Source organism: Citrobacter telavivensis, from assembly GCA_009363175.1.
GTDB classification, from domain to species: Bacteria; Pseudomonadota; Gammaproteobacteria; order Enterobacterales; family Enterobacteriaceae; genus Citrobacter_A; species Citrobacter_A telavivensis.
In genome coordinates, this window is record CP045204.1 from 19,393 (window position 1) to 31,292 (window position 11,900).

Sequence of the window (11,900 nt, forward strand, 5' to 3'; positions counted from 1 at the left end):
TTGCTCCGTGATTTAGAGCATAAGGACTTCCTGCGCGTATGTATAATGAGTTATTTCGATCTGTCAGATCGAATACGTTCGTGTATTCGCTCCGAATCGCTTTTGGGTTTGCTTCTTCCTCCAGTTCCCGGCGGGCCAATGACAATCAGGTAACCCCGGTCCTGCGGGGTAATCCAGCGCCATTCGTTAAACAGTGTCTGCAGGCGTATACCCCAGTGCTCTGTCCGTGAGATACGAACACGCTTTTTACGCCAGCGGCGTTCCGGAAAAGCAGCCAGACATTTTTCCATGCTGCGCAGGTGAACCGGGCGCATGAGGTGTGAACGGAAATAAAGAGGCTCGCGGAAACCGCGCAGAGCGTTCTCCAGTGCGGCCAGATAACACTGATGGAAGCGTACCGCCTGAATACGGCTGAGCCTGCCCACCGGGTCATAAGAGGTCAGGTGCATGGTTCGCCAGTGCTTTCCTTTGTGTGTTGTTTCGACGGTGTAAAATCCCCGACCAGTACGGCGGGAAAACCTCGACAGGATTAAAGTTCCCGGGCGCAACAGCGCTAACAACAGCGAAAATGCTGCTGTGAAAATTAGTAGTCCGGTCATCAGATATTTCCAGTTATGTGGTGTGTTAACGGGTGAGGCCCAGTGCCATCGTGGGGTTAAGCGGGCAAATCATGATCCTGTCCCGGGTTTCTGCCGGCAGTTCGCCCGGTGCCGGTACCCTGTCGCCTTTCTGTGCTGCGATGGCCAGCGTACGCAGAAGAAGTTCGCTGGCGCGGCTTAAGGCGGTTTCGCGGGTCGGACCGGACGCGGTCAGCCCTTCAAAATCACAGAGGTGCACGCAGATACCATCTTCCTGTCCCTGTTGCTCTTCTATCCTTGCGGGATAGGGGACGAAATAAGGGGCGATTTTTTGCGTCTGACGACGCCGGGCATCGAGCTTGCTGACCAGTTGCCAGGCGCGCAGGTGGGTATAGCGTTTCAGCATATTCATGGAACGGTGACCGGAAATGGCCGCCACTTCCATGACGTTCAGTGTGCCGAGTTCAAAGAAGCGGCTGATGGCTTCGTGACGCAGGTCGTGAAAATGTAGATCAACAATTTTCAGTTCCTTAATGGCAGTCCGCCATGCGCTTTTAAACCCGGATGACGTATAGCTGAATATTCTGCCGTTGAGCTGCGCAGGCAGTGACTGCAGTAGATTACGTGCGCGACGGGAAAGAGGGACATCACGTGATGAACCATTTTTGGTTTCGGGCAGGTGTGCAATACCGTGCTGTAAATCGAGATGCTCACGGCAGAGCCCCAGAATCTCACCCTGTCGCATGGCCGTTTCCAGCGCCAGGTGAAAAATGATGTAAACCTCCGGATTTCGTTCCCGGAAGTATCGGGAAAGACGGCGCTCTTCTGATGACGTCAGTCGGCGATCGCGCCCGGAGGAGACCTTTGGTTTACGTACAAGCGTGACCGGGTTAGTCCGGCATGTTCCCCATTCAACGCGGGCGATATTGAACAGGGAGGAGAGCAGGGCCATTTCAAGACGGACAGTATTCCCCGAAACAGGTTTACCCGATCGGGTGGTGGCCTGCGTCAACCGGTGGTCGCGATATGCCGCAATATCAACAGTAGTGATCTCATCCATAAATTTATCAGCAAGTGGATGCCGCTTTATCACCTGTGTCCGGTAGAACTCCTGCTGATGGCCTTTTTTATGAACCGAAACGGTTTCGTAATATTTATCAAGTGCACGACTCAACGTTAATTTTCGAATACGAACAACTGACGACATACCAACAATCCCTAAAAGCTGGTAAACGTACAGAATTAATCAGCAGTCCTCAACATATCTGTCAATCCGGTCTGTGGGTTCTCGTCGGATCACCTGAAGGAAGCTACGCTACTGTTGGTTCTTTCAAAGGTACTTATTCAGGTATCAATACAACAGGAAAGCAATATAGATTGTATGTATGGGGTGGTAACCCTCCTAACAGGAAAATCAACTATGGTGATTCGGATAACTGCGTCAATACATATTCATTGATAGCTACTGTAGGCGGATTTACAGTAGCAAGGGATTATAACGGCAATTCAACGTGGCAAAAAACAGGCAATATAAATTTCGATGTCCCGAATGGCTCAACCTTTTCCATTGTTTCAAATGGTATGATGTCATACGGCTGTGACTACGGCAGCTTCACAGTTTTACGTTTCCAATAAACCTGTCAATCCGGTCGCTGGCAGTCACCAGGAGGAAAACCAAGGCTGACTCAGTACAGCTATACCAACTACAACAGCACGCATAACTACTATGCGATCGGTACCCACGATTTTTGCACATCACAATACGGTAACGAAAATGACCGTGATGACAGCTGGCGTGGCGTTGAACGGCTGTCAGATGGATCATGGAGAATCAATGTCAAAGACGGCAGTGAAACAGCCATGTGCCTTGACTGGTGAGCGTCTATTGGATGGTTAGCTTAAAGGGCAGCAATAAACGTCGACATGTTCGTCATCAAGACCCTTAGGCCAGAGCATAAAGCGACTACCTGTCTGCACATAACCTGTCGGACATAATGCTGTTTTATAAAATTGACGCTGCCCTGGATCTACCCAAGCATCAGGAGACACCACCCATTTACATGCAGACTCATTGACTTTTACCCCTCCAACCCACAGACCGGATTGACAGGATTATTGAAACGAAACAACTCCGTATCACACCTATACCATATGTGTGGTTGGGATCAAATTCCGTTTCCAGTTGTTGTTAAACTTGCACTATTCCGCACTGTGCGGTTTGGTTGTTTTTTTTTGGGGTTTTTTAGTGTTGATTATTGTACCTTTAGACCAACGGGTTTTTGTGCCAGACCGGATTGACAGGAAAGTATGGCACCTGACGCATCGCGGCTTACCGCCCCGTTTACCGGACAGGCGGTGTTCGCTGTGTGGATTTCATCAAGGGTAATAATGCCACCTACAGAGAGGTTTTTGTTCGACCGGACTGTACCGCCTGTTACCTGTCCGCTGGCAGTAATATTCCCGCTGGCTGAAATATTTCCGCTCGCGGCAATATTCCGTCCAGCCGATATATCACTGTCTGCCCGTACTGTATTTCCTTTTACCTGACCAGCAGCCGTTACGTTAACGCTGAAATTACCGTTCGCCCCGCGTACTTCACTGGTAAAAATACCGTTTGTGCCATTTACATTTCCGGCGTTATTGATGTTATTGGCACCCATGTCGATCGACGTGTGCATTTTGTTTAAATCCGGACGGCCATTTACCTGGAAACGATACAGGCGATCGCTGTCTTCCATTGCACCAGTGAGTTCATCCGTGGAAAGCAGTACAGCAATATGCCCGTTACCGGACGAAGCACCATAGGCACTCAGCGGTATTTTCCATGCCCGCAGTGCGCCGGTGGCCGTCTTTCCGTCATCAATGTAGCCGCCAAATCCGGGCCTGATCTCTTTTGCCATCGTCACCAGTGCCTTCAGCTCATAAGGCGTGCCGCCACTTGAGATGACCATGGCCTGGAGAAGTTCAGGATTTTGTGCATTCCTGATGACGTTTGTCTGCATCTTCTGGCCGCGGGTGTTGGTCTCCGTGAAGCCGGACGGCAGAAATCCGGTATTTTTCAGCATCGTTGTGGTGATGACGGTCGGTGCCGTCGTGGAGCTTGCGCCAAGTAGCGTTGCGTAATTCCGGCCAATATAGCTCCGGGCCGCTGCCGCATAGGTCCCGGTACGGGCGGCTTCTGTTCGCCAGTTTTTGGCCTGGATATAGTCCTGCCAGTATCCTGACGCATAACCCGCTATCACCATAAAAACAAGCAGTACAAAAGCAAACTCGGCCATGGCCCAGCCGCGGTCATGTTTTTTCATTGAAATACCCACACCCAAACAGGTTGATAGAACGCGTTCAGCTGCAACACGGCGCAGCTGAAACAAAACCAGGGACCCAGAGGTCCCTCTTTTTTACCGGTGAGGCGTCCTGTGCAGTGCCATAGAATAAAGCCGCCAGTCCCCCAGACTGCTGTCTGCACGGTGGCGTCAAAGCCCGTCCATGCCGTCAGTCCTGTCAGCAGCCAGAGGTCGCCCCGGCCGATCCTGTCGCCATGACGGTTGACCAGTACATGAAACAGACATACCAGCACGCCCGTTGCCGCTGTTTCCACCAGGCGCAGGCTTCCGGATGAAGGAAGGCAGGCAACAAGCAGCCCCGCAGCCAGAAAACGGAGCGTGAACGTCCGGGGCAGGTAACCGCTGACGGCATCTGTCACCGCCATCTGCAGCAGAAAACCCAGCATCAGCATGGTGTTGAACCGTGCGGCCAGGGGGACAGGGGCCATCAGTACCAGCGTGCCAGCCAGGCTGAACAGCCAGATGCCGGAGATTACCGCCGGATGGCCGGGGCGAAACGGCACAGAGACCTCATGAAGAAACACCGACACCCGCCGGAGGAGCAGCACACCGGCAGGTATTAGCACAAGGATCAGCGGCAGGGCATGTTCCGGTGCCACAGCCGTAGCAATGACTGTGCGCATTCGTCACCTCCCCTGCACGGCGGGCAGGCCTTTCAGCCTGCTGTAAATCCGCCAGATACGGTTTGCGTAATGTTCGCGCGTCTCATGCCGATCCTTGCGGAACCCGGCATTATATGAGCCCAGGCAGTTCCACGTTACGCCACAGACCTGAAAGTGACGGGCCAGGATCCACGCCCCTATCTGAATGTTCAGACAGGGACGGGTCAGCAGGTCGTCGGCCCCCCTGATAACCTCCATCCGGACCAGTTTCGGAATATGGGTGGAGTTAATCTGCATCAGACCGTAATCCGTACTGACCGGCCGCCCCTTTTTGTCCCTGTTTGTGTTGGTTATCACCGGATCCATCGACGACTCGCCTATGGCAATGGCCCTGAGCAGCAACGGCTCAATCTGGTAGCGGATACCGGCCCGGACGAAGCAGTCGTTAAAGGTGGTGATGGTGAGCGGGGACGAGGCCCGTGACGGCGATGAGGTCAGGAAGCAGAGCAGGGCGGTCAGGATCAGTGCGCAGAGGGAGAATCGGTTCCCCTGCATGGTATCTCCTTAACTGGTTACGGTGAAGATCAGCTTGTTGGTACCGGTATTGCCGCTGTCGGCCGTGCATTGTGTGCTGGCCTGCTCCGTTGTCACCTTGCCATCATCGTGCGCGGTGCTGTTAATGGTGATGCCATCGGATACGCCGGAACGGCTCAGCTGGGTGGTCAGCTGGATGCATGCATCCTGCGGTACGCGCTCGTACGTCAGCGTGAAGCCATTGTTAAAACCGGAAATGGTTAGCGGCGCAAAGGTAACGGCCCCACCCCAGGAGTTGTAAAGCGTGGCGGTACCGGAAGAGGCGGTACCACGGACGGTCATGCCTTTCGGCACCGCCTTCATCTGGATCATGGCACCAGTCATTTTGGCCGAGCTGGTAAAGGAGTACCCGTCCGAGGCCTTCATCAGGTTCTGAGCCCCGGTGATCAGCGACTGAATATTGGATGACTCCAGCCCGACACTGGTACGGCTTTTGATCATATACGCGGTGCCGAGTACGGCGGCGATGACAAAAATAACGGCAAGGGCGATCCAGCCCTGTTCGAGCAGCCCCCACCCGCGATCCTGATGGCGACAGTATGCCGGATTATTGTCTGCTGTGTGGAATGACATAGTGTTTCCTCGTTGAGATAGTTAAAACGTGCCCATACCCGGGTCACTGACTGAATTAATGTCCATGGCCGCGAAAACCAGCAGCATGAGCGTCATGACAAGCACGGTCAGCATGATCAGGCGTACAACAACGGCCCGTCGTCGGATACGGACAAGTGTCTGCTCCAGCCAACGCAGGCCATAGTTACTGATGAGCTCATCTGCGCCGTCCCCCTGTAGCACGGACAGAAAGTTGGCGGCTTCGCGGGACGGGAAGTTGTAGCCGCACTCGCGCAGCGCATGCCCGAGGTTTCCCCCTTCCCGGACGCTGGCGATAATGGCGTCGATCCGGACAGCCAACCACGGCGAGGCCTGGTTACGGAGCATCTGCAGCGCGCTTTTTGTCTGTACGCCGGCCCTTATCAGCGCGGCAATATTGAGTAAAAAGGCAGCCCCCTGAATATCCTGGTAAACAGACCAGGGCATAAATCCGTCCATGACACGCCGCAGCGCATCCGGCCGGTGCCAGTGAGCCAGCGACCAGGCCACCCAGCACCCCACAATCGCCAGAATGATGCCGCCGATCAGACCGTACTCATTCACCGCGACGGAAAAGTTGTATAAAAACCCCAGCGCCCCGGTCCACTGCTCCGGCGGGATGATTTCCGACAGCGACGGCACCAGTTCCTCATTCAGCACCCAGACCGTCCCGGCCAGCATGACAACCAGAGCCAGCGGGTAGATGGACATCTGCCAGACGGACTCCATGATGCGTTTGCCCGCATCGGTCAGGGTGGTGGCGTATTTCAGGGCCTGGGGGAGTTTGTCGCTGTGGATCCCGGCGATGATGACGGCCGCTTCTGTTTCCGGTAACCAGCGGGCAAGGGTTTTCTCCAGCGTCTTCTCGCCGGCATTTTCACGCAGGGCTTCAATACAGTCATCGGTAAGCTCTGCGAACGGATGCCAGCGCCGGCCGAAGTCCGTCCACGCATCGCGCATCTGCTGCAGAGCGGCTTTTAACTGCTGGCGGTTTTCAATCAGAAAACCCAGGGCCTCATAGAACTGCACCCGGTAGGGGCCGGCGAAGGTTTTCCTCACGATAAAATGCCGTATCCGGCAGAACAGGTTCATTTCACGCATGGCGTGCCTTCCTTTTAAGCATGAGAGGCATTACTCATCATCCGCTTTCAACCTTTCGTCTTCGTCGAGGGGGACAATGCGGTCTGCTATCAGTGGATCCACAAGCCCTTCGTTCAGCTTGTGCAGCAGATGTCGGACGCGGCTGATCCCGTTCATCTTTTCCAGCCAGTACTGGCGGGCAGCGGTTTTCCCCTCTTTTTTCAGACGGAGCAGAAGACGGTTATCCGTCTCAATCACCTCACCGATGACGGTTCGTCCCTTAAGCCCGTGTCCCACCACGGCGCGAACCTGTCCGTTGATCACCACATCATGTCGGCATGCTTCACACCCGTCCGGATTGTGGAAGAAGAGGTTTTCGGTACGGCATACCCCCTCCACGTTGCAGTACCTTTCCAGCATGTCACGCTCTTCGACGGTCAGGCTGGCCATCTTCTTCTCCCAGGGAACCCTGCAGTTCGGGCAGAGTGTCGGGACCAGTCGCTGGCTGATAAGCCCGACCATTAGCTGGGCGTCATAAATCAGCTCTCCGTTTACGCCCTGTGTGATAAGACGTTCCGGAATACTCAGCGCTGAGTTGGTGTGCATTGTGCTCAGCACCAGGTGTCCGGTCTGCGAGGCATAAATCCCCGTGAGCATTGAAATCAGGTCACGCTCTTCACCGATAACCATCACATCCGGATCAAGGCGCATCCCGGAGCGGATCCCCCGCGTCCAGGCGATATTAATGGCATCCTCATCGGACTTGTCTGCTATCACCGGCGTCTGTACGGCATCCTTCATCTGCCCTTCGACCGGATCCTCAATGGACAGCAGATGCTTGCCTTCATTGTGATCGAGGTAGTAACGGCAGGCGGTGCGCAGGGTGGTGGATTTCCCCGAGCCGGTCGGCCCGGTGAGCATGATTTTCCCCTCCGTTCGCGCCAGCATGCGCGTTAGCAGGCGGATTTGTTCCGGCAGAAAACCCAGTTGCAGGAAGGAAGGGACGGCGCTGCCGTCGTCAGGGATAAGTCGCATTACGGCAATGAGGCCATCTGCCGTCGGGCGATGGGAATAGCGGGCGCCCCACAACCCTATTTTTCGCATCAGCTCTGGAGACAGGCGCGCATCCTGCTCGCGGCCCGGGAAGAACGTCGGCTCGGCAATGTCTGACATGGAAAGCACGGCCGTTCCGCACAGGGACATCCCTTCACGGGGCTGGCGCGCGTCAACCGTATGCAGCGTGCCGAAGATACGCATTTTGACCACAAACAGAGAGGACGAAATGATGAAGTGAATGTCGGAGGCGCTGAGCGTCCTCGCCACATTAAAGTAGTCGAGAATTTTCTTTTCGCTGCCGCTGACGTCCTTCAGGTCGTTGAGCGTCAGCCCGCCGGTACCATCCTGCTGTGGCGTCAAGACAAGCGCCTTGTCCCGCGCATCCCTTAGTTGTTCCAGACTGACAAAACTGGCCTTCGCGCCGGGGTTACGTTCCATCAGTTTCAGCAGCGTCACCTGCACGCCGGGGTTACCCCGCTGGTTAATGTCCACGAGGATTTCTGTCCGCCCCTCGTTGCTGATAAGCAGCAGGGCATTATTGTCCTGGAGAGTGTCTGTCATGTTGACCTCAGAATGTCAGTGTGGTGCCGTCGCTGAGCATCACGCCGGCGAGGGATATGCTTTTTACCGTCAGCGGGGAGCCCGGGAGGCGGCTGCCGGTGGTGACTGTGGTGAGCTGGCCATTCGCCAGCATCAGGGTGGCCCGGAGAGCCCGATCCCGGCCGGTTATCTCAAGCACGGTGGTACGCCCGCCGGTCTGAGCTGAAGGCGGCCTGACGCTGTCGCCGGGCACCTGTGGCCAGACCTGGGAGCCCGGCGCGGTGGCCGAAGGTGTGCCGTCACGGTTCTCCTTCAGCTGGCGCTCCAGCTGCGCGCCCTGAACCTGTGCCTGTAACAGGATATTGCGGTTATTGAGCGCCTCGAGCTCTCCCTTGGTCAGGGCGGGAGTGACCTGTGAAGACGTTGAGTCCGATGCAAGTGCGCCACCGGATACGGTGGCAAGAATGATGGCCGCAAGCAGCAGGGCTGCCCGGCCGTGGTGAAGGTTATGGCTTACTGGCATACATCTGCCCTTCTGTGGTGTAGGTGAACACGGTGCCGTTGATTTCAAATTTCACACTGCTCAGCCGGATCCCGCTGCCATCAAATCCCGCAAACTGTACGAGGGGCGGCACCGTTCCGGTGAAACTGAACTGGTATTCCTCCCAGTCCTGCTTCGCAGGCGGCCTGCCGTCTGCGCCAGGGAGGGGATCGGGTTGCGCCACCTTGTTAAGGTTCGGCAGGATCTGCTGGCGCTGGAACCAGGAGAGTATTCGCATCATCTGGGCTGACGGCTCCGGCACGGCTTCATCGTGCAGGGGCATCTCCGACAGCGGGAGGGGAATGGTGGCTTCACGGCCGCCTTCACGGACATTAAACACGGGCTCCACCCCGAATATCTCCATACTGCGCTGGCGCAGCCCTTCGGCCGTTCCGCCGGGCTGGATCAGATAGACCAGCGAGACACCGTCCGGCCGGCAGTAGCCGGAGGTGAGTTTCCACCCATCCAGCATCACCGGAGCCCGTCCGTCCTGTTCCGCACACCCGGCGAGCAGGTCGCTGACGGGAGGAATGGTGGCCCAGGGATGGGGCAGGCGTGGAACCGGTGCCGGCTCGGTCATGAATTCCCGCGCCCGGGCCCGAAGTTCTTCAGCCGTGGGCGGGGCGTCCAGGGCGGGCGCCCGGTTAACCCACCACAGCATACCCCCGCAAACCAGCAGGCCCGACAGCAAGGTCATGGCGGCCTGGCGGGCACCACGATCCGGCCGGACAAGCCGGCAGCGGCGGCGCTGGCGCGGGGCGAGTCCGTGGATCAGACTGCTCCAGTCCAGAGGGGCGTCGGGCGCTGAGGGGCATACCCAGCCAGTTTCGGGTTCGTCGTTCAGCGCAAGAAACAGCGCCAGGGTCTCCTGCATCTTCCCTGCGTTGCCGGTGATGTCGGCCACAATGGCCGGCATACCGTTGATGGAGGCGAGAAACACGAAGTCCGTGCTGTCGAGCCGGTAGACGCCGTACCCGTCCGTCACCGTGTCGCAGAACGCCAGCGCGAGGGAGTACAGCGTGTGGCTGCGGTAGTGGAACGGGATGATGCCCCGACCTTCCGGCAGGGGCGACCTGCTACGGGTTTTCGGGCGTGGCGTGGCCACCACAGGAAGCCCCTGGCGGCGGGCAGTGCCCGCAGACCGGAACGGCAGAAACCGGCGTACTCCGCCTCCTGTTTCCCGGGGTTTCCATTCCAGTCCGGCCGCCCAGTCGTGGCGTGGCAGGGCGGGATCTCGAAGCAGGGTGACGTGATCGTCATGTTGCATGTCAGCCTCCGTTACTGCCCCGCAGGAAAGGTCGGGGTGATGACAAGCACCAGGGTGCTTCTTTCATTGTTGCCACTCTGTGCGCCGCCAAACACCGGGTTAGCCGGTGTGAAGGTGCCTGACTTGCTGGTCCGGGTGTTGTTCTGGTCGAAACCGGTCACAATCAGGGACTGCCCCGCGCGCAGGTTGACCTTCTGGCTCAGGGAACGCAGTTTGGTGTACGGCATCTCGATATAGCTGTTGCCATCCTTCGACGTAAAGTTCCTGATGGTCGGTGGATCTGACAGGTTGAAGTTCACCTGCAGCTGCACTTTCCCTATCTGCTGGATCAACGGCAGCAGGGTCATGTTAAAGCCGGTGGTGATCATGCCCGGCGTCAGCGTGGTGGTGGCCCCTACGTCGGTGGTGGTTGTGGTGGCCGACTGGGCGACATACACGGTCTGGTCTGCCATCTGGATCGGCACCGGCGTCAGGTTGGTTACGACGCTGGACTGAGAGGTGACGACGCTGACGTCCCCTTGCTCGGACAGGGCTTTTAACAACAGTTCTGAGCCGGTGAACTTCGCGGCCTTGCCGGTGGCTGTCTCGAGGATGGAGACCGTGGCCGATGTCGCGCCGGTGATTTCGCCGCTCGCATTGTTCAGGGCCGCACCTGCCGTGCCCAGTGAACGGTAGACCAGGTTCCAGTCGATCCCGAACTGCTCATTACGGGTGTTACTGACACTCATCACTTCCACGTTCAGTGCCACCTGGCGGTTCATTACCCGGTTCTGTTCATCGATATAACGCGCCACCGCGTCCTGGACTGCCGGTGTGTCGGTCACGATCAGCGAGGAGCTTGATGCCGAGAGCCAGTAACGGCCTTTCTCCGGCGTCAGGATGGCTTCAATCCCCTTGCGGATATCCGCGTAGAGATCGTATTCCTGGTCGATGCGGGTGCTCTGTGACGAGGTTGCATCCCCGGAGGCGGAGTTATCCTGGCCGCCGGAGGCCCCCATCGTACTGGTTGTGCCCGAACTGACGCTGGAGTTGCTGGTCGTCTTCGTGTTCAGCATGGCCAGCGAATAGGTGCGGGTTTCCAGCAGGTAGAATACGATGCTGCCGTGATCCTGCTTCCAGTACAGCCCACTGCGGGAGGCCATCTGGTTCAGCAGGCCCTCCAGTTCCCCCTGCCACATCAGGTTAGTGAGGACAAGCGGTGCCCCGTCGCTCACCGTGGAGGTGGCTGGCGTGGCCGCATTCAGCGGCAGGCGTCCACTCTCATCCGGGACCGGCAGTGGACCATTTATCTGGCGGGTGACGCCCCCGCCCGTACTCCGGGTGGCTCCCGCCGCATCCGGCGTGAAGATCACCGGAACCCGGCAGATTTCGGAGATGTTCTGTGCCAGTTCCTGAAGGGTTATCTGCGGTTTTGCCTGGGTGATATAGCAGTCCGGTGCCTTGCGGGCGGTGTCCCGCGCCTCTGCCGGAAGCGGCTGCGTGTTGATCCACTGGCGCTCAGTCCAGGTCAGAGGACGGGCATGCTGTGTGCGTGGCAACTGCGCCTGTGCGCGGGCCACAATGGCATCCGACTGCGCCTTTTCCTGCATTTTGTTGATTTCGGAAAAGGTACATCCGGACAGGAGCGTGACGGACGAGGCCAGCGCGAAAAAAGACGCCTGCAGGAGGCGCCGGAGTCGGAAGGGAAGATTCTTCATGGATAAATCC

At 57.3% G+C, this 11,900-nt stretch carries 12 protein-coding genes; all 12 read right to left on the reverse strand.

Going from position 1 to position 11,900, the window contains the following annotated elements:
* Window positions 1-50 precede the first annotated feature (50 nt).
* The gene (locus GBC03_01560; GenBank protein ID QFS68983.1) at window positions 51-599 is read right to left on the reverse strand and encodes a hypothetical protein; all 549 of its coding nucleotides are present in this window, start codon (window positions 597-599) and stop codon (window positions 51-53) included.
* A 25-nt stretch (window positions 600-624) separates the two neighbouring features.
* Window positions 625-1,785: a tyrosine-type recombinase/integrase gene (locus tag GBC03_01565; protein QFS68984.1), complete on the reverse strand. Its 1,161-nt coding sequence runs from the start codon at window positions 1,783-1,785 to the stop codon at window positions 625-627.
* A 686-nt stretch (window positions 1,786-2,471) separates the two neighbouring features.
* The gene (locus GBC03_01570; protein ID QFS69085.1) at window positions 2,472-2,675 is read right to left on the reverse strand and encodes a hypothetical protein; all 204 of its coding nucleotides are present in this window, start codon (window positions 2,673-2,675) and stop codon (window positions 2,472-2,474) included.
* Between the two features lie 155 nt (window positions 2,676-2,830).
* Entirely contained in the window at window positions 2,831-3,883 is a 1,053-nt protein-coding gene (gene pilV, locus GBC03_01575; protein QFS69086.1) for a shufflon system plasmid conjugative transfer pilus tip adhesin PilV, read from the reverse strand.
* Entirely contained in the window at window positions 3,880-4,545 is a 666-nt protein-coding gene (locus tag GBC03_01580) for a prepilin peptidase (GenBank protein QFS68985.1), read from the reverse strand. Before GBC03_01580 ends, pilV begins: the two co-directional genes overlap by 4 nt.
* Before the next feature lie 3 nt (window positions 4,546-4,548).
* Entirely contained in the window at window positions 4,549-5,079 is a 531-nt protein-coding gene (locus GBC03_01585) for a transglycosylase SLT domain-containing protein (GenBank protein ID QFS68986.1), read from the reverse strand.
* Window positions 5,080-5,088: 9 nt separating this feature from the next.
* Window positions 5,089-5,691: a pilus assembly protein PilX gene (locus GBC03_01590; GenBank protein ID QFS68987.1), complete on the reverse strand. Its 603-nt coding sequence runs from the start codon at window positions 5,689-5,691 to the stop codon at window positions 5,089-5,091.
* A 21-nt stretch (window positions 5,692-5,712) separates the two neighbouring features.
* Window positions 5,713-6,810: a pilus assembly protein PilR gene (locus GBC03_01595; protein ID QFS68988.1), complete on the reverse strand. Its 1,098-nt coding sequence runs from the start codon at window positions 6,808-6,810 to the stop codon at window positions 5,713-5,715.
* A gap of 30 nt (window positions 6,811-6,840) precedes the next feature.
* Window positions 6,841-8,406 carry an ATP-binding protein gene (locus GBC03_01600; GenBank protein QFS68989.1) on the reverse strand — a complete coding sequence of 522 codons (1,566 nt, stop codon included), beginning with the start codon at window positions 8,404-8,406 and terminating at the stop codon, window positions 6,841-6,843.
* A 7-nt stretch (window positions 8,407-8,413) separates the two neighbouring features.
* Window positions 8,414-8,908, reverse strand: a complete 495-nt coding sequence (gene pilP, locus GBC03_01605; protein ID QFS68990.1) for a type IV pilus biogenesis protein PilP — start codon at window positions 8,906-8,908, stop codon at window positions 8,414-8,416.
* A complete protein-coding gene (gene pilO2 / locus GBC03_01610) occupies window positions 8,892-10,193 on the reverse strand; it encodes a type 4b pilus protein PilO2 (GenBank protein QFS68991.1) in 1,302 nt (433 codons plus the stop codon). The genes pilP and pilO2 overlap by 17 nt, the downstream gene beginning before the upstream one ends.
* Window positions 10,194-10,204: 11 nt before the next feature.
* Window positions 10,205-11,890: a PilN family type IVB pilus formation outer membrane protein gene (locus GBC03_01615; GenBank protein QFS68992.1), complete on the reverse strand. Its 1,686-nt coding sequence runs from the start codon at window positions 11,888-11,890 to the stop codon at window positions 10,205-10,207.
* Window positions 11,891-11,900: the final 10 nt, after the last annotated feature.

What these genes read in the sequence shown, in the direction of transcription:
- GBC03_01560 (QFS68983.1), bottom strand. Translation starts at nt 599, where the DNA reads ATGACCGGACTACTAATTTTCACAGCAGCATTTTCGCTGTTGTTAGCG.
- GBC03_01565 (QFS68984.1), bottom strand. Translation starts at nt 1,785, where the DNA reads ATGTCGTCAGTTGTTCGTATTCGAAAATTAACGTTGAGTCGTGCACTT.
- pilV (QFS69086.1), bottom strand. Translation starts at nt 3,883, where the DNA reads ATGAAAAAACATGACCGCGGCTGGGCCATGGCCGAGTTTGCTTTTGTA.
- GBC03_01580 (QFS68985.1), bottom strand. Translation starts at nt 4,545, where the DNA reads ATGCGCACAGTCATTGCTACGGCTGTGGCACCGGAACATGCCCTGCCG.
- GBC03_01585 (QFS68986.1), bottom strand. Translation starts at nt 5,079, where the DNA reads ATGCAGGGGAACCGATTCTCCCTCTGCGCACTGATCCTGACCGCCCTG.
- GBC03_01590 (QFS68987.1), bottom strand. Translation starts at nt 5,691, where the DNA reads ATGTCATTCCACACAGCAGACAATAATCCGGCATACTGTCGCCATCAG.
- GBC03_01595 (QFS68988.1), bottom strand. Translation starts at nt 6,810, where the DNA reads ATGCGTGAAATGAACCTGTTCTGCCGGATACGGCATTTTATCGTGAGG.
- GBC03_01600 (QFS68989.1), bottom strand. Translation starts at nt 8,406, where the DNA reads ATGACAGACACTCTCCAGGACAATAATGCCCTGCTGCTTATCAGCAAC.
- pilP (QFS68990.1), bottom strand. Translation starts at nt 8,908, where the DNA reads ATGCCAGTAAGCCATAACCTTCACCACGGCCGGGCAGCCCTGCTGCTT.
- pilO2 (QFS68991.1), bottom strand. Translation starts at nt 10,193, where the DNA reads ATGCAACATGACGATCACGTCACCCTGCTTCGAGATCCCGCCCTGCCA.
- GBC03_01615 (QFS68992.1), bottom strand. Translation starts at nt 11,890, where the DNA reads ATGAAGAATCTTCCCTTCCGACTCCGGCGCCTCCTGCAGGCGTCTTTT.